This is a genomic window from Shewanella sp. KJ2020 (assembly GCF_024197625.1).
Lineage (GTDB): Bacteria > Pseudomonadota > Gammaproteobacteria > Enterobacterales > Shewanellaceae > Shewanella.
This window is the reverse complement of the sequence record NZ_JAKUKD010000015.1, coordinates 251,803-273,958: the sequence shown is the minus strand read 5'-3', so window position 1 is coordinate 273,958 and position 22,156 is coordinate 251,803. Positions and strand designations below refer to the sequence as shown.

The window sequence follows — 22,156 nt, the reverse complement described above, 5'->3', positions numbered from 1 at the left end:
TCGATCTATCCAACAATGGAGTTGAGTGTTGATGAAAACACGGTTGTTTTGTCTGTCTTTGCTGTTTACCCCCATCTTGGCGTTTGCTGCTAGCTATGTCGCCGGCGATGCGATTAATCCCATTTCATTACTCGATCAGCATGATAAAGCGATAAATGTCACCGATGAAACCCGGGTTGTGCTCTTTAGCCGTAGTATGAAAGGCGGTGATATTATTAAAGACACTTTGCAGCCTTTAAGTGCGTCGCAGTTTCCACCCCATCTGGTTTATGTTGCTGATATTAGTGGTATGCCATCACTCATCGCTAAGTTTGTGGCTATCCCCCAAATGCAGGAACTGCCCTTTGCGATTGGTCTGGATAGGGAAGGTGAGGTGAGCCATTTATTACCCGATGCTAAAGATATGGCGACCATGATACTGCTCGATAAACGCAATATTTTGGATATCGCTTACTTTGATTCGAGTGAATCCTTAGGTCAGGCCCTTAAGAAACTCCAAGGGGCGCAGTAGGCGCTCATTTAAGTTTGATATTGAGTTCATTCCTGTCGATATAGGATGGATAGGCTAGCTTATGCTCGTCTATTCGTCTTATACCTGCGTGTCGTAAAAAATTCACTGGATATTCCTGATAATCACCACAAATTTACCTTGGGATTTGTGTGCATAATTATTTGTTTTATAGAGGCTTTTTTAAATAGAGTCGCTCCTTAAAACCTTGTGGAATAAAAAGTTAGTAATTCAGCATAAAAATTCGTTGCGTAAAGTGAAAAAATATCGTTTACTGCGCACGTTTTTAACACAGACACTCACTTTTTAACGACCTGACCCAAAGGAGACTCTGGCCCAATGAGCCAATTTCAATCTATTGATGTTGCTGATTATTATGACATGGACACATTCAAGCGTATTGAAGCGTTTGCCAAAGACAAAGCAACCCCATTCGTAGTGATCGATACCAGTATCATTGCGAAACAATACGATGACATGGTTAATAGTTTTCCTTATGCCAACGTTTATTATGCAGTTAAGGCGAACCCAGCGGCCGAGATCTTGACCTTATTAAAAGATAAAGGGTCAAACTTTGATATTGCCTCGATTTATGAGCTAGATATGGTCACTAAGGTGGGCGTGACAGCCGACCGTGTGAGCTATGGCAATACCATTAAGAAGCGTCAAGATGTGCGTGCATTTTATGAGCGCGGTGTGCGTATGTATGCATCCGACTCCGAAGCCGATCTGCGTATGATTGCCGAAGAAGCCCCCGGTTCGCGCATCTATGTCCGCATATTGACCGAAGGCACAGATACCGCCGATTGGCCATTGTCACGCAAGTTCGGCTGCCAGAATGAAATGGCCTATGAACTGTTAGTCTTAGCCCAGGAACTAGGCTTAGAACCCTATGGTATTTCATTCCACGTGGGTTCACAGCAGCGTGATATCGGTGCTTGGGATGCGGCGATTGGCAAAGTGAAAAGCATTTTCGATCGTTTGCGTGATGAGCACAATATCACTTTGAAAATGATCAATATGGGCGGCGGTTTCCCGGCTAACTATATTGATAAAACCAATCAATTGGGCGTATATGCCGAGCAAATTACCCATTTCTTGAAGGAGGATTTCGGTGACGATTTACCGCAAATTATCCTTGAGCCGGGCCGTTCATTGATTTCTAACGCGGGCATTTTAGTGTCTGAAGTAGTGTTGATTAGCAAGAAGTCTTACACGGCCTTAGAACGTTGGGTATTTACCGATGTGGGTAAATTCTCGGGTCTGATTGAAACTATGGATGAGGCGATCAAGTTCCCTATCTACACCGAGAAGAAAGGTGAATTGGATAAATGCGTGATTGCGGGCCCGACCTGCGACAGTGCCGATATTATGTATGAACACTATAGCTATGGTCTGCCGAATGATCTTGCTATCGGTGACAGAATGTATTGGTTAACTGCGGGAGCATATACAACAACCTACTCGGCTGTTTGCTTTAACGGTTTCCCACCGCTCAAAGATTACTATTTGTAGGATTTGGGTTGGCAGTAAAAAGGGCGCTTAGGCGCCCTTAGTTTTAGTTTTGTTCGTGGGATTTAAGGATCTGATAGATCTCTTCTTTTAAATGTAGCTTTTTACTCTTGAGCTCTTTCACCGCAGGATTGAAATCGCTACCGACTCGTTTTTCCAGTTGTTTTATTTCCTCGTCTAGCTGGTTGTGCTCGCTGAATTTGCGTTGAAAATGAGCATCTTGGGATTTGAGGGTGGAAATTAACTCTCTGTACTCTGGAAACATTGGCGTTCTCCTTGTCGTTACTTACTACACTGCTGATTTCACGTTAACCCTAACCTTATGCATTAGGAGGAAACGTGATTGAGATCAATATTTGTGCTCCTTCAGATTAGTCGTAAAAAAGACTTAGATCTAATTGCTTTTAAATCAGTCAATTAAATAATCATAAATTTGGCCCATGGCGTGCGAGTCGATCTGGCTCACACTTTCTCCTGCAGAATGCAGACTGTCATCCCGAACCGTAGAAGATTTGCTATCTTTGTGATCAGACGGTAATAGTTTTGGTAATTACATTACGATAGAACAATTACTTCTTGCCGATAATTCTGTGATCAAGTTAACCTTCACCGCTTCGATACTAGGTTAAAGTCGATTTTATAAGAATTTAATTATCAAAAATGAAAGGGGTTTTCATAATGGCTGATGTATTTCATTTAGGTTTGACCAAAGCGATGCTCGATGGCGCAACCTTGGCAATTGTGCCGGGCGATCCTGAGCGTGTAAAACGTATTGCCGAGTTAATGGATAATGCGACTTTCCTTGCGAGCCACCGCGAGTATACGAGCTATTTAGCCTATGCCGATGGTAAGCCAGTAGTGGTTTGTTCAACGGGGATTGGTGGTCCATCAACGTCTATTGCCGTTGAAGAGTTAGCGCAATTAGGTGTGAATACCTTCCTGCGTGTTGGGACAACTGGTGCGATTCAGCCTCAAGTGAATGTGGGCGATGTGATTGTGACTCAAGCGTCAGTGCGTTTAGATGGTGCTAGCCTACACTTTGCACCAATGGAGTTCCCTGCGGTTGCTAACTTCGAATGTACCACGGCTATGGTTGCCGCGTGCCGCGATGCGGGTGTAGAGCCACACATTGGTGTGACTGCATCTTCAGATACCTTCTATCCTGGCCAAGAGCGCTATGACACTGTTACAGGCCGTGTGACACGTCGTTTTGCTGGCTCAATGAAAGAATGGCAAGAAATGGGCGTGCTGAACTATGAAATGGAATCAGCGACACTCTTCACTATGTGTGCGACTCAAGGTTGGCGTGCTGCCTGTGTTGCCGGTGTGATTGTGAACCGTACCCAGCAAGAAATCCCCGATGAAGCGACAATGAAGAAAACCGAAGTCAGTGCGGTTTCTATTGTGGTTGCTGCGGCTAAGAAATTACTCGCGTAATTTAGGTTTGATATCACTCCCCTGCAAAGCGAGTGCTTAAATATAACAAAGGTGCCTTAGGGCACCTTTTTTGTGGCTTTAAAACTGCGCCGATACCGATTAGAAATGGTATTGGGCGATCACAGAGTAAGTGTCTTGATCTACGCCTTTCACGCCATATTTGTTGGTCCACAGATCGTATTCGATACCGACCAACAGTTTATTGGCTTTGTGCTCACCAAATAGGCTCTTGCCTAGGTCATATTTTAACTGTGGGTTGAAGTGGAAGTTCTCTTCATAGCCGTCATTATCGCTGGCAAATACCCAATCGATAAAGCCATCGAGGACGATATTGGCTGAACCCACGGGAATATCAATTCTAAAGACTGGGGTAAACTGCCAGCCGTCACTGATATTGCCTGAACTCATTGCATCGCGGCGATAGGTATTAAAGTTCAGATAGGTAAAGTAAGGTACAGCGACATCCACACCTAAGCCATAGAGTAAGCTATGCACAGGACCTTCACCTTCTTCATAGGTGAGTGCTAATGAAAGATCGGTAATGGGGCCGAAGGCAATCTTCTCACCCAGGATTTTGCTGGCGCTAAAGCGTGGTGAAATTTCGCCATAGGTGGTGCTATCCATGCCCGTGTGGTCGCCCTTGAAATAGATAAAATCTTGGAAGGCAAACCAATCACCGTATTTCCATGCGCCAGCGGTTTCGAGTGTCACAGTGGCTTGTTTGTCCGAAGGTGCCAAATCGTAGTCTTCACCATAGAGGGCAGTTGCACTGAAATCCCACCACTGTACTAAGTCATCTGCAAATGCTTGAGGTGAAAGCATTAATGCTAGACATAGGCATGTTTTTTTCATTGTTATTTCCTGTTGTAGGGTTGACGCTAAAGAGTGTATTACTCAATCCTCGCACTGACGTGGCGCAGTCTGATCGGTAAGTTCAAACCGAGCAATGGTTATATTGTCAAAGGGCCAGGTAAAAAGTGCGGGCAATATATGCAAAAATTCACATTTATTCAAAGTTTTTATCGAATGTTGTTGTCAAAATCACATAATAAACCCTTGCGATGTAAGTTATCTAATTCATTGATTTTAAGTTTATTTTTTGTTTTTGATTTTTTAGACTGAAAGCTGTTCCGCTAACTTTTTGAATTGATTGTGCTTAATTTTAGAACAACTGAAGCCTTTAACTTAAACCGCCATGGTATCCCTGTTGAAGGATTAATTTTAAGATGCGATATAAATTGATGACATATTATGTCGCATGTTAATAATACTGCTGCTATAGTGCAGCAACGGACACTCTCATTTCAGGGGGGAATATGGAGTTTTCAAATCCAATTATAGTGTGGGCGATCATTGGGCTGATCCTGATGCTTGCCGAACTCGTGGTACCGGGTGGTATAGTCGTGTTACTGGGAGCGGCTTGCTTAGTCGTTGCTGGTTCATTAGGTATCGGGTTAGTTGAAGGTGTAGTGCAGAGCATGACCCTGTGGTTTATTTCGGCCATTGTTTTGCTGTTAACCTTCAGGCAAGTGACTCAAAAACTCGTCGGTGGTGATTCCCATGTGGATAACACCGATGAAGAGCTCGATATCTATAATCAAATCGCCCGTGTAAAACAAACCATAGGCCCAGGACAAACTACGGGCCGAGTCGAGTTTCAAGGGAGCGAATGGCCCGCACTCGGCGATGGCAGTATTATTGCGGTGGGCACTGAAGTTCGAATTATTTGTCGTGAAAACATTGCCCTCGTGGTTGAGCCTGTTAATCAGGCAACTTCTCAAAACTAAAGGATGAGTCTATGTTTGTGTTTACCTTAGTTATTCTGTTTGTCCTCTTTATTCTCTATAAATTGATGCTGATAGTGCCTATGCGTGAGGTGCATGTTATCGAGCGTTTAGGGAAGTTTCGGACTGTATTGCAACCGGGGTTTCATTTCTTAATCCCTTTCTTCGATCGCGTTGCCTATCGACACGATACCCGCGAACAAGTGCTCGATGTGCCGCCACAGAGTTGTATTTCCAAGGATAATACCCAGCTTGAAGTGGATGGCTTGGTGTACCTCAAAGTGATGGACGGCAAGTTAGCCAGTTACGGTATTGAGAATTACCGTAAGGCCGCAGTTAATTTAGCTCAAACCACTATGCGCTCTGAAATTGGTAAATTGACTTTAAGTGAAACCTTCTCCGAGCGTGACAGTTTAAACGAATCCATAGTGCGCGAGATTGATAAAGCCTCCGAACCTTGGGGGATCAAAGTCCTGCGTTATGAAATTCGTAATATTACGCCATCACGCCATGTGATCCACACCCTAGAGAAGCAAATGGAAGCCGAGCGCCGCAAGCGTGCGGAAATCACCTTAGCCAATGCGGAAAAAGCGGCCATGATCAATATGTCCGAGGGTGAGCGTCAAGAGGCGATCAATATTTCAGAGGGGCAAAAACAGAAGCGGATTAACGAAGCCAAAGGCACGGGGCAGGAAATCGCCATCATTGCCAAGGCTAAGTCGGAGGGGATGGCGATGCTCTCCCAAGCCTTAGCGGTTAATGGGGGAAATGATGCGATGAATATGCTGCTAAAAGAGCAGTTTATCGCCCAAGTCGGCAAGATCCTCAGCGATGCGCAAGTGTCAGTCGTTCCCGCTGAGATGGCGAAGCTCGAAGGTTTCTTCGAAGGCATGGAGCAAGTCACCCACACAGTGAGCGGCCAACATTCTGTTAATAAAGGAGCTCGTTAATGAATATCCCTCTCGATACCGATTTAGCTGTGATGGCGATTTGGGGACTGATTTTTGCGATTTTTGTGATCAAACTGTTCCAGTCGATCCGTTTAGTGCCAACTAAGTCTGCCTATATTGTTGAACGTTTAGGTAAGTATCACAGCACCTTAGATGCGGGTTTCCATACGCTGATCCCCTTTGTGGATAAAGTTGCTTATATCCATGACTTAAAAGAGGAAACAATTGACGTACCTCCCCAGGAGTGTTTTTCTAGCGACGAAGTGAATGTGGAGGTAGACGGTGTTATTTATATCTCTGTCACCGATCCAGTTAAGGCGAGTTACGGTATTACCGACTATCGTTATGCGGCCATTCAATTAGCGCAGACTACGACCCGCTCTGTGATTGGTACCTTAGATTTAGACAGAACCTTTGAGGAGCGTGATGTGATCTCCGCCAAGGTGGTCGAAGTGCTGGATCAGGCGGGAGCTATGTGGGGGATCCGCGTGCATCGCTATGAGATTAAAAATATCACTCCACCCGAAACCGTTAAAAATGCGATGGAAATGCAAGTCAACGCCGAACGTGAGCGCCGCGCATTATTGGCTAAGAGTGAGGGCGATAAGCAGAGTAAAATTAACCGCTCCGAAGGGATAAAGGCTGAAACCGTCAACCGCTCCGAGGGGGAAATGCAGCGCCGAATTAACGAAGCCGAAGGTAAGGCGGAGGAGATTTTAACCCTATCGCGGGCAACGGCAGAGTCTATTGAGCGTTTAGCGACAGTGATTGCCGCGCCTGGTGGCCATAATGCCCTGCGTATGCAGCTGGGTGAGCAGTATATGAAGCAGCTCGATGGATTAAGCCATAAGAGCAGCCGAGTGGTGCTACCCGGTAATATGGTCGATTTCGACTACTGGATGAATAGCATTGGCTTAAAAGGAGAAAGTGTAAAAGAGAGCAAAACGAGTTAGTGCATCGATATATTACAAGTACATATAAACCTAAGGCCAAATAATCATATTTGGCCTTATTTTTTTGTGGTTTAGCATGTTTATTTATAATAAAAAAGTTTTAAGACAAGAGCTTGAGTGATGAGCTTTATTATTTTAACGGCTCGCACAGATGCTAAAATAATGTCGCATCACTGAATATACGCGTCAGCTTTAATAGGCTAAACGTTCGGAAATCAAGGAATGGGAATGGGTTTCAATGAGACGTGCAATTGTGTCTTGTTCGAGATCAGTGAGCGCTGAAATCTCATGGAATAGCTTATCTTGTACATCTAAAGGCATGCGTACATGCTCCATAAACATTCTGATACTTAAGGCATCGCCGCTTTTGAACAGTTGGCTGAATTCAGTGGCTTCAATCTCTATTAATGCATTCATAATACGTCACCCTGAGGTTGGTTTTTGATGAGTCGACAACAGGTATTGCTGTTATTTAAGAGATACGCCTAAGTTTGATCTGGGTCAATTAAATACCATGTTAATCTTTCTTAATAAAGAAATTTATTGTTTAAAAATAGTTGGTTGCAAATTTCGTAAAATAAAACTGTGAACTAGATCAATATTGAAATGGATATGATGAGGGCGATTTTTACGACCTTATTGCTGGACAAAAGATAAAAAATCGCGGCGAATGATGACTCACTCGCCGCGATTTTTTATCTTGCTTTAGGTGGGAGACTTACTTGGCAATCGCCAATATTTGGCAGCCATTGATCCCGGCATTTTGCAGCGTATGGCGTTTACGCTCCGCTTCACGCTTAGTTTCGTAGGGGCCTAAGGCCACTTTATACCAAGTGCCTGTGGTGCCTTCGATTTGCCTTACCTGCGCCTCTAAACCTTGAAAGGCAATGACAGCTTTCATCTGATTGGCTTGGGATTCCTGACGGAACGAGGCGCACTGCAATTGATATTGCTGTGGTGTGCGGGTTGCCACAACATCGGGAATATCCACCTCAACGTGCTTGTTTTCAAGCTCGTCCAAATAGGTCCACTCTTCCTTTGGTTGTGGTGGCAGAGCATTGGGATCTTTTTTAGGGACCACAGCAACTGCGGGTTCATCAACGGGAACGCTCACTGGAACACTAGTCGCTTGTCGTTCGGTTTCCTTTACCTTAGGCGTTAGTGTGGCCGCGGGTTCCTGTGCCTTAGGGCGAGGCTCAGTTTTTACGGTCACCGCCTGTGGTGTGGTCTGTTTGGCGGTGTCCTTGATACTCCAAAGAAAATAGCCAAAACAGCCCACAGCGATAAAGGCAAACAGGATTAACGCTATAGGCAGCTTTCTGTGCGGCGCAGCCTTCTTCTGGGCTGGCCGTGCTCGCGTTGCGCGAATAGGGCGCGGTTTAGCGCCCGATTGCGGTCTTCTGTTGGCGTAGTCGCGATTACTCATGGCTTACATCCGTTCTAGGGTTTCGATACCTAGTAGATTTAGGCCCTTTTGCAGGGTGCGAGCCGTCAGTTGTGACAGCTGCAAGCGGCTATCGCGTTGTGCATCATTATCGGCGGCAAGCACAGGACAAGCCTCGTAGAAGCTGGAGAATGCGCCCGCTAATTCATAGAGATAACCACATAATACGTGTGGCTGGCCTTTATCCACTACGCGATTAAGGATTTCACCAAACTGCGCCAGTTTATTACCTAGGTCCTTCTCTTTTTCATGCTCGAGCACGATAGTCGCTTGGCTTAAATCCACGTCGGTGGCCCGTTTGAATATGCCTGCTACACGGGTGTAGGCGTAGAGTAAGTAAGGCGCGGTATTGCCTTCAAAACTGAGCATTTGTTCGAAGCTGAAAATGTAATCGCTGGTACGATTTTTAGATAAATCGGCGTATTTCACTGCGCTAATACCGACGACACGGGCGATTTCGGCTAAGGTAGCTTCATCCATATCGGGGTTTTTGCTGCGAACGAGATCCAGTGCGCGCACATTGGCTTCTTCTAACAAATCCACCAACTTGACTACGCCGCCCGTGCGGGTCTTGAATGGGCGACCATCTTCACCATTCATAGTGCCGAAGCCTAAGTGCTCCAGTGACATATCTTCACGGACAAATTTAGCTAATTTTGCTAGGCTAAAAACCTGTTGGAAATGCAGCGCTTGGCGCAAATCTACAAAGTACAGCACGCGGTCTGCCTTGAGCACGCTTGAGCGGTAACGCATTGCTGCTAGGTCGGTCGTGGCATATAAGTAACCCCCATCGGCCTTTTGAATGATCACGGGCAGGGCTTCACCTTCCTTATTGCGGAAGGCTTCTTGGAATACCACTTTAGCGCCGTTGCTTTCGGTCAATAAACCTTGGGCATCTAAATCTTTTACGACTTGCTCTAAATCGGCGTTATAGGCACTTTCACCGTGCACATCGGCGCGGGTCAGACTCACACCTAAACGGGCGTAGACTTCATGGCAATGGCTTAAGGAAATGTCGTTAAATTCGCGCCATAGTTTGTTGCAATACTCGTCGCCCGATTGTAGCTCTACGACCAATTGGCGAGCGCGGGTGGCAAACTCTGCCGACTCGTCGAAGCGGAGCTTGGCAGCGCGGTAAAATGTTTCTAAATCAGAGAGTTCAAGCTGTGCCTGTTCGCCATTCTGTGCGCGTAGTTCTTCCATATAGGCCAGCAGCATACCAAATTGCGTACCCCAGTCACCCACGTGGTTTTGACGGATCACCTTATGACCTAAAAACTCGAGGGCGCGCACTACGCTGTCGCCAATGATGGTCGAACGTAGGTGACCTACGTGCATCTCCTTGGCAAGGTTGGGTGAAGAGTAATCCACCACTATGGTTTGTGGCGTTGGTAATTTAATCCCTAAATGTTCGTCCTGGATCGCTGCCTGCAATTGGTTAGCAAGCGCGCTGTCATCGATGAAGAAGTTGATAAATCCAGGACCGGCAATTTCGACTTTAGCGACATAGGCTGAAGTGGGCAGGTTGTCGATGATCAACTGGGCTAACTCACGGGGATTTTTACCCGCCGCTTTAGTTAGCATCATGGCTAAGTTGGTTGCTAGGTCGCCATGGCTCTTATCCTTGGTTCGATCTACTTGAATGCGCGCTTCAAAATCAGCCGGCAAAATGCCTTGTTGTTTAAAGGATTCGAGTGTTTGTTCAAGTAATGATTGGATATGTGATTTCATGGATTAATTAGCTACTAACTTTAAGAGTGAATACAGGGAATAACCGCATATTTTAGCCGTTTGTAGTGCTTAATTGCTATCTTCCCAAGGACTTTTTATTAAATGGCGCTGAAATATTTATCAAATAACCGAGCTACAACAGATCCTGCGGATCCCGATCGAGACTCCAGCGACAACGTTTAGCTTCGGGGAGTTGGTCGATAAGGGGATGAATGCGTTCAAATTCCTGTTGCAAGCGGTGGCGATTTTTGGCTTGAAACATTAACTGGCGGCGGAATTTCCCCGCTTTTTTATCGAGTGGTGCGGGCAGCGGGCCTATGACCTCAAACTCTTTATCCTGGGGCAATAGGGCGGCAAAGGCGTTGAGAAAGTTATCTGCATCTAAGGCGGAATGGGCCTCGGCGCGCACTAACACCATATGCCAAGCCGGTGGCAGTAATGCCTGTTGCCGTTCTTTGAGTTGGCTGCGGGCAAACTCACCGTAACCTCGATGCAGCAAATCCCTTAAAATAGGATTGTCACTTTGGTGGGTCTGCAGTAATACAGTACCGGGTTTACTGGCGCGGCCAGCTCGCCCTGCAACTTGGGTATAGAGCTGACCAAAGCGTTCCGGTGCCCTAAAGTCGGCGCTAAACAGTGCCCCATCTACATCCAGTAACCCCACTAAGGTGACGTCGGGGAAATGGTGCCCTTTGGCAAGCATTTGAGTGCCGACGAGGATCTTATATTCCCCCTTATGAATGGCAGTTAAATGTTTTTCAAGGGAACCTTTTAGCCGAGTGGTGTCCCTATCGATGCGCACTACGGGATATTGGGGAAACTCTTGCTCTAATGCCTGTGCTAACTGTTCAGTGCCTATGCCTTGGCCCATCAGCATAGTGCTGCCGCACTTATGGCACTGTTTAGGGATCGCATATTGGTTGCCGCAGTGGTGGCAGCGAATTTCTCCAAGGGATTGATGCACAGTGAAAAAGGCGTCACAGCGGTCGCATTCGTGTAGATGACCACACTCGTGGCAAAGCAGGGCGGGGGCAAAACCACGGCGATTTAAAAACAGCAATACCTGATTCCCCGCATCTAAATGGGCGCGGATTTCATTGATCAGTGGTGCCGACATGCCCGCCTTCAAGGGTAAATTTTTAATATCTATGATCCCTTGCCGGACTTTTTTGGCGGCGCCCGCCCGCTCACCAAGCTGTAAGTGCTGATAGCGACCGCTTAAGGCATTTTGTAGACTTTCGAGTGAGGGGGTGGCCGAGCCTAAAATCACGGGGATAGCTTCTAAATGTCCGCGCATGACGGCTAAGTCGCGGGCGTGGTAGCCGATACCTTCCTGCTGTTTAAAGCTGCTGTCGTGTTCTTCATCGAGAATGATCACCCCAGGAAACGCCATAGGGGTGAAGAGGGCCGAGCGAGTGCCAATGATGATTGCCGCTTGGCCACAGCGGGCTTGTCGCCAGGCTTCTAGGCGTTGGTTATCGGTTAAACCTGAGTGTAACACCGCGACATTGACCTTAAATCGGCGCTTAAAGCGATTAATAGTCTGTGGTGTCAGGCCGATCTCTGGCACTAAGATCAATGCCTGTTTACCCTGTTTGAGTATTTCTTCGAGCACAGCTAAGTAGACTTCGGTTTTACCCGAACCGGTAATGCCCTCTAGCAGGGTGCAGTGGTATCCTTGTTGCTGATTGAGGATAGTGACGGCTACCGCTTGCTCTTTATTAAGCCTGTGGGGCGTTTCATCTAGTTCCAGCTCGGTGCGCCAATCAAGATTAAGCTCGGCGAGTTTTTCGTGACGTTCAATCCAGCCTTTTTCTTCTAAGGCTTTTAAGGCGGTTTTACTGATCTCTAAACTGATGAGATCCTCCTGAGTTAAACTGGCCAACTTGAGGGCGTCGAGCAGTTTCTTTTGGGCGGGCGCGCGTTTAATGGTCTCGGGCGCGATATTTTTCCCAACCTCGGTGAGTTGCCAGTAGTGGATGGTTTGCGGCGCGGCATCTATCCCTTTACGTAGGGCGACGGGCAGCGCCTGTGTGAGCATTTGTCCCTGGCTGCAAAAGTAGTATCTTGCTGCCCATAGGGTTAATTTATAAAGGGATTCTGGCAGTAAAGGCGTATCGTCAATAAACTCGATAACAGATTTAATTTGCTTGGGTTCTAGGTTGCAGCTATCTGTTATTGCTGTGACTAGACCGATAAGTTGCTGGCGACCAAAAGGCACCTTAACACGCACGCCGATTTGGGGAGCTTGTTGGTAGGTCGCAGGAACGCGGTAACTGAAATTTTGCCGCATAGGCACAGGTAAGGCAACTTCAACAAACAGTGACATATGCTGGGCGAGTCTTAAGTGGGAATGGGGTTTAGTGTACTCAGCACGGCTGGCGAGGGCTAGTCCTAATGACGGTTTATCCATGGATAGTTGAGAGTAAGTAAATGACTAAAATAGCGAGATTATTAGGACTGCTTGCCTTAATGTGCAGTGCCACAGCTGTGGCGCAGGTCTCCCATGTGAGTATCAATAGCCGTATGTTTGAGTTGGGGGCTTACCCTAAGATGCGGCTGAATGTGATCACCGATAACCAGGATATGACGCGTTTAGAGTTTGTGGTGCACCAGTCCACGGGGGAAGAAAAATTAATGGCGCAGCAGCTGAATCGTTTCCTGATTTTGCTGACTGGGGTGGAGGATGTTACCGATCCTAAGGCGCTGTTATTAGTGCGGGAATATCGCGTCGATCGTTGGTTTGAGGTGAAGAGTCTGCCCGTATTTGGGGCAGATAAAACGCCTGCGCCCGAAGTGGTAGAGTCTAAACCTGCTACCACTCAAATAACTAAGCCTGTGGTCGGTAGCACGGCTAAAACTACTCTTGCTGGTGCAGAATCTACAGCAATGGCTCCCATCGCCGCTGCCGCTACTGATACGGCCAATACCGACCCAAGCCCTAAGGGGCAAAGTACATTAATGGATGCGCCACTCACTCCCAATGATAAACCGAGTCCGTCTACTGCGCTGGCATCGGAGGAATGTGTGCTTAATTATGCCGCCAATGAAACCCTGTGGCGCATTGCTAATCGTTACGCCGCCCAATGGGAAGTGAATATGTATGGCGCTATGTTGGCGATTTATGATGCGAATCCTAAGGCCTTTGCTAAAAATAAAATTAATGCCTTAAAGAAAAATGCGACGCTTTATTGCCCCTCTAAGGAGATGTTGACGCGCTATGCTGACGCCGGGGAAGCCAAGACAATATTTGAAGATAAAAGCGGTGGCTAGGGCGTGAATAATCCGTGAAACGCTCAGATAATCTACTTGTATCTGCCGTAGTGATACTGTACCATTCTGCGCCCTAAACATATTGTTATTAACATGCATGTGGTGTCCGACTACGGGTTGGAAGAGCGACATGGCCTTACACTTTTGAGGTAACCCCAATGAAACCAGGTATCCACCCAACATACGCTATCATCACTGCAAACTGTACTTGTGGTAACGTTATCAAAGTAAACTCTACTGCTGGTAAAGATCTGCACTTAGACGTATGTGGTGCTTGTCACCCATTCTACACTGGTACACAAAAAGTTGTTGATACTGGCGGTCGTATCGACAAATTCAACAAGCGCTTCGCAGTGCTTGCAAAGAAATAATTGCGACAGCAATATTTCTAGAAAAGGCGCCCTCGGCGCCTTTTTGCTTTTTGATTCCCAATGGTGCGCACAGCCTCCAGCCTAAAAAACCTAAAAGTGCTATGGTTCACATCTTTAAAACGGGAAATAGACTTATTTATAGCAATTAACTATAAGATAAGGGCGACTCTCCTCAGATATTGTAATTTCACCAATATTTCTAACATTAATCCGCTTTAAACCGCATTATTTATATAAAATTTATGTTTGTTTCCTACAAATTTAAATGGGCAATCGTGCCTTATCCGCTAAGGTAAGTTTATAAAACTCGGCTTAGGGGTGTCATTTAGGTACAAAACCGAAATTTCTCAATCTTTTATTTAAAAATTTACCCGATTGGCGTATCTTACCCCAACCTGCCGCACCGTTTAAATCACCCATTGATGAGGTGATATTGAGTAGGCAGACCTTACTCCCATACCTATAAATGTCGCATTTCAGGATTTTAAAATGTCGGATATTCGTCAACAAGCGCTCGATTATCATGAATTCCCCGTTCCAGGCAAAACCGCAGTTTGCCTTACCAAACCTGCCGAAACGAGCCACGATCTCGCCCTTGCTTATAGCCCAGGAGTGGCTGAGCCTGTGCGCGAAATCGCTGCTAATCCTGACAATGCATACCGTTACACCAATAAGGGCAACACAGTCGCAGTGATCACTAATGGTACGGCGATTCTGGGTTTAGGCAATTTAGGCCCCTTGGCATCTAAACCTGTGATGGAAGGCAAGGCGTTACTGTTTAAGCATTTTGCCAATATCGATTCGACGGATATTGAAATCACCCACAATACGCCCGAAGAGTTTATTAACACGGTTGCGGCGATTGCCGACACCTTCGGCGGTATTAACCTCGAAGATATTAAATCCCCCGAATGCTTTGTGATTGAGCGTGAGTTGATTGAACGCTGCAAGGTGCCCGTATTCCATGATGATCAACACGGCACGGCAATAGTTACCGCGGCGGGTATGATCAACGCCTTAGAAATTCAAGGCAAACTAATTAGCGATGCCATATTTGTCTGTATGGGCGCCGGTGCTGCAGCTATCGCCTGTATGACTATGCTAGTGAAATGTGGTGCCAATCGCGCCAACATTTATATGTTAGACACTAAGGGCGTTATTCATTCTGGCCGTACCGATCTGAATGAATATAAAGCTCTTTTTGCTAATGATACCGATAAACGTACGTTGCAGGATGTGATTAAAGGCGCGGATGTGTTTTTAGGTCTCTCTGGCCCTAATGTTATTGGCGCCGACGAAGTCGCTATGATGGCCGATAAGCCAGTGATTTTTGCCTGTTCTAACCCAGATCCTGAGATCAAGCCAGCGCTGGCACATGCAACCCGCAGTGACTTAATTATGGGAACTGGCCGCAGCGATTATCCTAACCAAGTCAATAATGTGCTGTGCTTCCCGTTTATTTTCCGCGGCGCCTTAGATGTGCGAGCCTCTTGCATCAATGATGAAATGAAGATCGCCGCCGTACACGCCATTGCCGCATTAGCGAAAGAGCCCGTTCCTGAGAGTGTGCTTAAAGCCTATCCTAATGTCAGTTCATTAAGCTTTGGTCCAGAATATGTGCTGCCAAAGCCAATGGATCCACGCCTATTACCTCAAGTTGCCCGCGCCGTAGCGCAGGCGGCTATCGACTCTGGCGTTGCGGCCATTCCAACCCTGCCGCAATACGCCGACTAGGCTAAAACAGCTAAAAACATCAAAAGAGGCTAAATAGCCTCTTTTTGTTTTTTACAGGTATGAAAACCCTTGGTTGCCTTTTAGGTTATGCTACTGAATAATCAAGGGCAGAATTTGTTGAACTCGTGTTAAGAGTGCACCGATAATTATAATAATTCTGCAGGATAGCGGATCGATGAAATTCACTCGAATATTAACTACAAAATTAACCAGTTTTTGGTTGATGTCATTGGCTGCTATCGCCTTTGTATTCTTACTCAGCGCCATGATGGGTTTTGTACAGCTGACCTATAAGTTTCAGCAGCAAAAAGTGTCTGAACTCGAATCCATGCTCGTTAACCATTACCATACCCAGCCCGATTGGGAGTTAGAGTCTTGGTTGCCGCCGCTGTTATTGGCCTATAATGCCGTTGACTTCCGTTTAACCTTGAACGACGAAGTATTATTTGCCTATAAAGGCAATGTGTTAGCTCAAAATGCCATGGTGTATAACCATCTTCTCGACCCCAGTGCAGGGCTGAGAATGACACTCACCTTGCCGCAACCTTTTGCGCATTACAGTGTGAGCTGGTATGAATTCTTGATCCTAGGGATTGGCCTATTAGCCGTAATAGCTTTGGTCCGCTTGGGTTATTCTTGGTTTTCCCAACAATTGGATGGCATAGAGGAGCTTGCCGAGCGCAGTCGTTTAATTCTGCTGGGTAAACACGAACAGGCTCTTGCAACGCCGGGAAAGGGTAGGCCTAGGCTGATTAATCGCGCGTTGACGAAACTGCTTGAAGAATTGCAAGACGCTCAAAAAGAACGTGGCCGTTTCGATAAGTTTATTCGTTCCAATACCTTCCTCGATGCCGAAACTCGTATAGGTAATCGGCTCTTCCTAAATAATCGCCTCGATGCCTTAAGTCATGATCAAGGCATGGTTGCCCACGGCGTCATTTATCTGTTGGAGATGGATGATTTAGATCTGTTGCAGCAGGCTAAGGGTGAACAAGTGGCAAAGGATCTGCTAAGCGCCACAGTCAACGGTATTAATCAGATCCTACAAAGCCAACCAAACAGTATTTTTGCCCGCCGCTCCCACAATCAGTTTGCCATAGTCGTGCCGCAAATCTCGTTAATAGAGGCCGATCAACTCGCCAGTAAGCTGCTGAAGGTTTGCCTAAGCCAACCCCTGCCCGATGTGGAAAATAGCGATAATTTCTTCCACTTAGGCTGCGCCTATTTTACGGCGGGTGACAATGCTGCCCAGTTGATCGACGAGGCCGACATGGCACTGCGTGCCGCACAATTACAGGGGAACAGTAATTGGTTTATGTACGACAAGGGGGCCATAGATGAAGAGTTTGCCAAGGGCTCTGTTCGCTGGCGTAGCTTTTTAGAAAATGCCTTAGTGCAACGGCGTTTTTATCCCTTTAGCCAGCCGATTATCGATTCCGACGGGATTGAACACCATAGGGAAATCTTTACCCGTGCGCGGGATAATCAAGGTGCATTAATCCGTGCCACGCTCTTTATCCCAATGGCAAATAAATGTGGATTAATGCCGCAGATTGAGCGGCAGATGATGGAGCGGGTCTTGGTCCTCTTGAGCCGCGCACAGCATGCAAACCAAGTTTATAGCGTGAATTTGAGCTTAGACTCCCTAATGAGCCGCGCTTTTACCCAATGGCTAAAAACCACTTTGCTGGAATATCGCCACCTTACACCACAGCTGATTTTTGAAGTCTCTGAAGACATAGTTATCCATCATCAAGAAAAGCTGCAACCTAAGCTCGATATGATACGTAAGATGGGGGCTCGCCTCTGTGTTGACCATGTGGGCCAACAGGTCGTTGGGACTTACTATATTAGAGAATGTCACTTCGATATGATTAAGTTGCACAGATCCATAGTACGCCATATTCATTTGCGCCCAGAAAATCAATTATTTATACGTAGCTTAATCGGTGGTTTATATCGCACTGAAGTGCAAGTATGCGCCGAAGGGGTCGAAGTATTTGAAGAGTGGCAAACCCTGCAGATCCTCGGTGTAGGTATGGCCCAAGGCATGTATTTTAGTGATCCTATTGAGGCGCAGTAATGGGAGATGATTTTGACTAACTCTTGTGATCCTAGTGGAAGATTAGGCTAGATTTGGCGTATTTTTCTATAAAATTCACAGATTAGCGGCTAGACTAGCCTGTGCCAAAATTATGACGGTGGATTTGATGAGCTCCCCATTTGCATTACAACGTCTCATTAACCAGCGTTTTTTAGGTAACTAAACAGTAAACAATAGCGAACTCGTGATTCTAGCTTTTCAATTCATCAGGTTATAGGCATTTTTATGGATAAAAGACTCATTAGTCGATTAGCCTTTTGGCAGAAGAAAGCGACATCAATAGATCTCGGTGTCTATGTCTGTACTGATAAGTTGTGGGTATACGCCCCCGCCACAGACGAACAGGCGGAAAAATGGTTATCATTTGAGCTGCAAAATGAGCAATGGCAAACGGCCTTTGCTGCCCTGGCCCATACCTTCCCAAATGCTCGGCTGCAAATTGTACTCGTGAGTAGCTGTTACCAATTATTGGTCGCCGATAAACCCAATGTGAATGCCGAAGAACTGCCCCAAGCACTGCTGTGGTCAATCAAAGATATGGTGACTATTCCTGTGCCACAGATCCACTTAGATTATTTTGAACCTCCGCTACCAAGCAATAAAATCAGTGTAGTAGTGGTGACAAAAGACTATTTAGTCAACCTAGTACAAGCTATTCATGGACAAGGGCTTAGCGTCGCGGGGATCAGTATTGAAGAGTTAGCTATGACTAACTTATTTATCGATGATAACCAAGCGCGCCTCATTGTCAGCCACCATACTGGCCAGGAATTGCTCCTGACCGTGGTTAAGCAGGGGCAACTCTATATGCAGCGCCGGGTCCGCGGTTTTATGCAGTTGGATAAAACCGATGTCGATCAACTCCATTATGGCCTTGCCGATAATCTCAGTTTAGAAATTCAACGTTCGATGGATTATTTTGAGAGCCAGCTCAGGCAAGCGCCAGTGGCCTCTATCGAGTTATTAGCCGATGGTGCCGTTGATGTGTTAGCTAAGTTAGTTTCGGCAAACTTTAATCAAGCGGTCAATGTTATCGATAAAAGCTCAGTTGGAGCTCGAATGGCGGGATTAGCCTTCAGCGAATTTTCCCGAGGTGCCGAGTAATGAAATCCAGAGTCAATTTATATTCTGCAACATTACTACCGCCTGAGCAGAGGCTCACCTTCGCAAGATTAATGGCCTATGCCACAGGGTTGATTTTGCTCTGCCTGCTTGTGGGCGCCTATAGCTACTGGCAATTGAGTCAATCCGAATTTGCTTTGCAGCAAGCCAGCAGTCAAAAACAACAGCTCGATCAACAAAAGCTTGAACTCGAAGCGCAAATTGCCGCCCGTAAACCCGATCCCGCCCTAGTGGCACGGGTCGATTTGGAATCTCAGCAATTAGAGTTAAAACAATTATTAATGAGTGAACTTGCGGTGCGCACATCCCTCACTAGCCGAGGTTTTGGCCCGGTGCTTAAGGATCTCGCGCGGGTTTCCGATGCCAGTGTTTGGTTAAGTCGCATCGCCATTAATGAGCAGCACTTTATGTTTGAGGGGTTTGCCGATCATCCACAGAGTATTCCCCTGTGGGTTGGTAAATTAAAAACGACCAGTACATTGAAAGGACAAGCATTTTCTTCTATGACAATGGATCGCGGTGAGGATAAGCCTTTAGCGTTCACGCTAACGAGCGAGACGCCTGTGGAGCCCACTCGATGAAAGAGATATTCAAGAGCTTAGGCCAGAAGTTTGATGTATTGAGTCAGCGTGAGCGGGTATTGATCGCCGTCGCGGTATTCGTATTGTTGGGAATGCTGGGCTTTATGCCATTAGAATCACTGTGGAAAAATCACAGCAGCATAAGCCAGCAACTCAAGACCCTTGAACAGGAAAATAGCATATCAGTACAACAGCTTGAGTTGTACCAGCAGCGTTTAGCTATGGATCCCAATCAAGATTATCAACAGCGACTCAATTTGCTATTACAGCAAAATCAAGATATCGATGCCCAGCTCAATGAGCAGATGGTCGACATGGTACCCGCAGATTATATGCCAGAGTTATTGAGCAACTTACTCGGACAGATCCAAGGGATAAAGCTACTGAAATTTACCTCGATCGCCCCTGTGCCGCTTTTGGCCGTAGGGGAAGAGAAAAAACTGAATTTATACAGCCATGGGATCCGCATGAGCCTCGAAGGAGACTACTTCTCTGTGCTGCGTTTCGTTGAAGCGGTTGAGGCTATGCCGGACAAGCTTTACTGGAAACGACTCGACTACAAGGTCGCCGATTATCCAAAGGGAAGCATAGATATCGAACTCTATACCTTGAGTATTAATAAGGACTTTATCAGTGTTGCTAAATAAGCCTTATATTTTCATTGCATTAGCAGGTCTCGCCTCCAGCGTTTCTGCTGAGGCATTGCGCGATCCAACTTTACCGGGTAAAGGATTTTCCAGCGCTGGCCATGGGGGACAAACCCATCATCAAGCCTTAGTGCTAAATAGTATCGTCAGCTCAGGCAAGACGGCCTACGCAGTGATCAATAATAAAATATTGTCCGTCGGTGACAGCATTCAAGGGGTGACTGTCGTACGCATCACGCCTTCGGCTGTATCACTTTCCGATGGACGAAAATTGGCATTGTTCCAAGCAATAACAGAGAGATAGGGAATACAACTCAGATGACAGCGATTAAATACTTCACACCTCTACTCTCACTTTGTCTGTTGGCATGCCAAACCACAGATAGGCCACAGCCTGAAGCCTCAAAGGCTGAACTAGAGGCGTCCATGGTGGCTGCGGATAAACCTGCAACGCCGCCTCCACCGGCAACTATGCCTGATGCGGTGCAACGTGAGCTTAATTCGGGCGCGCTGATGGCGGGGTTAACTCCACCGATGGAAACCGAGCGGCGCTTCGATGTGTCGGCCCATGATGTGGACGCAAAAGTGTTTTTCCCGAGTTTAGTACAAGGCACGCCCCTGAGCGTCGCCGTGCACCCAGATGTACAAGGTACGATTTCTCTTTCCCTTAAAGGCGTTACCTTAAGTGAAGCTATTCAAGTTGTTGAAGATATTTACGGCTATGAAGTGAGTCGTGAAGGCCGAGTCCTAAGGGTATTTCCTGCGGGAATGCGTACCGAAACCTTCCCGCTGAATTACTTGTATATGGAGCGTGATGGCCTGTCGTTGACTTCGGTTAGCTCGGGGCGGATCTCTGACAATAATAATTCGAACAACGGCAACTCGAATAGCAACTCGAACAACAGTAATTTCAACGATAGCTCGAACAATAATTCGAATAATGGCAGCAACTCGAGCAGCAATAACAGTGACAGTACCAACGGTACTTTTATTCGTTCCCGCACTAAGACTGACTTTTGGGGGGAATTGAAGGAGACGCTAACGGCGATTATCGGCGACACGGGTAATGGCCGCCAAGTGGTCGTGACGCCACAGGCCGGTTTAGTGACAATCCGCGCCTATCCAAATGAGCTACGTCAGGTGCGTACGTTTTTAAGTTCGGCCGAAAGTCACCTGCAGCGCCAGGTGATCCTCGAGGCTAAAATTTTAGAAGTGACCCTGTCCGATGGTTATCAGCAGGGGATCCAATGGGAAAACGTCTTGGGCCATGTGGGCAATACCAATATCAATTTTGGCACCTCGGCGGGCCCCGGTCTAAGCGATAAGATCACTTCCGCTATTGGTGGCGTTACCTCAATTAGCATCAAAGGTTCAGATTTCGCAACTATGATCAACTTGTTAGATACCCAAGGGGATGTGGATGTGCTCTCCAGCCCAAGGGTAACGGCGTCTAATAATCAAAAAGCGGTGATTAAAGTCGGCACCGATGAGTATTTTGTCACCGATGTATCCTCAACCACAGTCGCAGGTACAACGCCAGTTACGACGCCACAGGTTGAATTAACGCCGTTTTTCTCGGGTATCGCCCTCGATGTCACTCCGCAAATTGATAAAGACGGTAACGTGTTGCTACATGTGCATCCATCGGTTATCGATGTTAAAGAGCAGACAAAGGAAATTAAAGTCAGCTCAGACTCGTTAGAACTGCCATTGGCGCAGAGTGAAATCCGTGAATCCGATACAGTGATCCGCGCCTCCTCTGGCGATGTGGTGGTGATCGGTGGTTTGATGAAGAGTGAAAATATCGAAGTCGTCTCACAGGTGCCCTTGCTGGGGGATATCCCATTTATGGGTGAACTCTTTAAAAATCGCAGTAAACAAAAGAAGAAAACTGAACTGATTATTTTACTCAAGCCGACAGTGGTTGGCGGCGACACTTGGAAGAATGAGTTACAGCGGTCTAAGACTTTGCTCGATCGTTGGTATCCGGAGAATAAGTAAGCTT

Annotated in this window: 21 protein-coding genes; 15 read left to right on the top strand and 6 right to left on the bottom strand. The window is 46.6% G+C overall.

Annotated elements, in window-relative coordinates; all coding sequences use genetic code 11:
• The first annotated feature begins 31 nt into the window (after window positions 1-31).
• Entirely contained in the window at window positions 32-511 is a 480-nt protein-coding gene (locus tag MJO46_RS10230; protein ID WP_253989216.1) for a hypothetical protein, read from the top strand.
• Window positions 512-847: 336 nt separating this feature from the next.
• Window positions 848-2,023, top strand: coding sequence for a type III PLP-dependent enzyme (locus tag MJO46_RS10225; protein ID WP_253989215.1), 1,176 nt, complete (start codon window positions 848-850; stop codon window positions 2,021-2,023).
• 43 nt (window positions 2,024-2,066) lie between these two features.
• Here the strand turns inward: MJO46_RS10225 and MJO46_RS10220 are convergent, their stop codons facing one another.
• Window positions 2,067-2,285 (bottom strand): YdcH family protein, encoded by a 219-nt coding sequence (locus tag MJO46_RS10220; protein ID WP_198782110.1) that lies wholly within the window; start codon window positions 2,283-2,285, stop codon window positions 2,067-2,069.
• A gap of 413 nt (window positions 2,286-2,698) precedes the next feature.
• On the opposite strand from MJO46_RS10220, the gene udp reads away from it, so the two are divergent.
• Window positions 2,699-3,457 (top strand): uridine phosphorylase, encoded by a 759-nt coding sequence (gene udp, locus MJO46_RS10215; protein ID WP_253989214.1) that lies wholly within the window; start codon window positions 2,699-2,701, stop codon window positions 3,455-3,457.
• A gap of 99 nt (window positions 3,458-3,556) precedes the next feature.
• Here the strand turns inward: udp and MJO46_RS10210 are convergent, their stop codons facing one another.
• On the bottom strand, window positions 3,557-4,309 hold the full coding sequence (locus MJO46_RS10210) for an outer membrane protein OmpK (RefSeq protein WP_198782112.1): 753 nt from the start codon (window positions 4,307-4,309) through the stop codon (window positions 3,557-3,559).
• Between the two features lie 464 nt (window positions 4,310-4,773).
• Between MJO46_RS10210 and MJO46_RS10205 the strand changes: the two genes are divergently transcribed.
• Genes MJO46_RS10205 through MJO46_RS10195 form a run of 3 tightly spaced genes read left to right on the top strand, consistent with a single transcriptional unit; the run spans window position 4,774 to window position 7,144 of the window.
• Entirely contained in the window at window positions 4,774-5,244 is a 471-nt protein-coding gene (locus MJO46_RS10205) for an NfeD family protein (protein ID WP_253989213.1), read from the top strand.
• Between the two features lie 11 nt (window positions 5,245-5,255).
• Window positions 5,256-6,191 carry a slipin family protein gene (locus MJO46_RS10200; RefSeq protein WP_253989212.1) on the top strand — a complete coding sequence of 312 codons (936 nt, stop codon included), beginning with the start codon at window positions 5,256-5,258 and terminating at the stop codon, window positions 6,189-6,191.
• A complete protein-coding gene (locus MJO46_RS10195; RefSeq protein WP_253989211.1) occupies window positions 6,191-7,144 on the top strand; it encodes an SPFH domain-containing protein in 954 nt (317 codons plus the stop codon). The genes MJO46_RS10200 and MJO46_RS10195 overlap by 1 nt, the downstream gene beginning before the upstream one ends.
• A 192-nt stretch (window positions 7,145-7,336) precedes the next feature.
• Here the strand turns inward: MJO46_RS10195 and MJO46_RS10190 are convergent, their stop codons facing one another.
• The 4 genes from MJO46_RS10190 to priA all read right to left on the bottom strand — a co-directional run bounded on the left by MJO46_RS10190 (window position 7,337) and on the right by priA (window position 12,648).
• Complete coding sequence (locus MJO46_RS10190; RefSeq protein WP_253989210.1) at window positions 7,337-7,561, bottom strand: hypothetical protein; 225 nt, start codon at window positions 7,559-7,561, stop codon at window positions 7,337-7,339.
• A gap of 301 nt (window positions 7,562-7,862) precedes the next feature.
• The gene (locus MJO46_RS10185; protein WP_253989209.1) at window positions 7,863-8,570 is read right to left on the bottom strand and encodes an SPOR domain-containing protein; all 708 of its coding nucleotides are present in this window, start codon (window positions 8,568-8,570) and stop codon (window positions 7,863-7,865) included.
• Between the two features lie 3 nt (window positions 8,571-8,573).
• A complete protein-coding gene (gene argS, locus MJO46_RS10180; protein ID WP_253989208.1) occupies window positions 8,574-10,319 on the bottom strand; it encodes an arginine--tRNA ligase in 1,746 nt (581 codons plus the stop codon).
• A gap of 133 nt (window positions 10,320-10,452) precedes the next feature.
• Window positions 10,453-12,648, bottom strand: a complete 2,196-nt coding sequence (priA, locus tag MJO46_RS10175) for a primosomal protein N' (protein ID WP_253989293.1) — start codon at window positions 12,646-12,648, stop codon at window positions 10,453-10,455.
• Window positions 12,649-12,752: 104 nt separating this feature from the next.
• On the opposite strand from priA, the gene MJO46_RS10170 reads away from it, so the two are divergent.
• The 9 genes from MJO46_RS10170 (at window position 12,753) to mshL (ending at window position 22,152) form a co-directional block, all read left to right on the top strand.
• Window positions 12,753-13,592, top strand: a complete 840-nt coding sequence (locus tag MJO46_RS10170) for a FimV/HubP family polar landmark protein (protein WP_253989207.1) — start codon at window positions 12,753-12,755, stop codon at window positions 13,590-13,592.
• 158 nt (window positions 13,593-13,750) lie between these two features.
• Window positions 13,751-13,963 (top strand): 50S ribosomal protein L31, encoded by a 213-nt coding sequence (rpmE, locus tag MJO46_RS10165; RefSeq protein WP_063883331.1) that lies wholly within the window; start codon window positions 13,751-13,753, stop codon window positions 13,961-13,963.
• 489 nt (window positions 13,964-14,452) lie between these two features.
• Window positions 14,453-15,697, top strand: a complete 1,245-nt coding sequence (locus MJO46_RS10160; RefSeq protein WP_253989206.1) for a malic enzyme-like NAD(P)-binding protein — start codon at window positions 14,453-14,455, stop codon at window positions 15,695-15,697.
• Between the two features lie 175 nt (window positions 15,698-15,872).
• A complete protein-coding gene (gene csrD / locus MJO46_RS10155) occupies window positions 15,873-17,780 on the top strand; it encodes an RNase E specificity factor CsrD (RefSeq protein WP_253989205.1) in 1,908 nt (635 codons plus the stop codon).
• 246 nt (window positions 17,781-18,026) lie between these two features.
• Window positions 18,027-18,905: an MSHA biogenesis protein MshI gene (locus MJO46_RS10150; protein WP_253989204.1), complete on the top strand. Its 879-nt coding sequence runs from the start codon at window positions 18,027-18,029 to the stop codon at window positions 18,903-18,905.
• Entirely contained in the window at window positions 18,905-19,504 is a 600-nt protein-coding gene (locus MJO46_RS10145) for a PilN domain-containing protein (protein WP_253989203.1), read from the top strand. Before MJO46_RS10150 ends, MJO46_RS10145 begins: the two co-directional genes overlap by 1 nt.
• On the top strand, window positions 19,501-20,151 hold the full coding sequence (locus MJO46_RS10140; protein ID WP_253989202.1) for a type 4a pilus biogenesis protein PilO: 651 nt from the start codon (window positions 19,501-19,503) through the stop codon (window positions 20,149-20,151). The genes MJO46_RS10145 and MJO46_RS10140 overlap by 4 nt, the downstream gene beginning before the upstream one ends.
• Complete coding sequence (locus MJO46_RS10135) at window positions 20,138-20,455, top strand: general secretion pathway protein GspB (protein ID WP_253989201.1); 318 nt, start codon at window positions 20,138-20,140, stop codon at window positions 20,453-20,455. Before MJO46_RS10140 ends, MJO46_RS10135 begins: the two co-directional genes overlap by 14 nt.
• Window positions 20,456-20,469: 14 nt before the next feature.
• Window positions 20,470-22,152 (top strand): pilus (MSHA type) biogenesis protein MshL, encoded by a 1,683-nt coding sequence (gene mshL / locus MJO46_RS10130; RefSeq protein ID WP_253989200.1) that lies wholly within the window; start codon window positions 20,470-20,472, stop codon window positions 22,150-22,152.
• Window positions 22,153-22,156 lie beyond the last annotated feature (4 nt).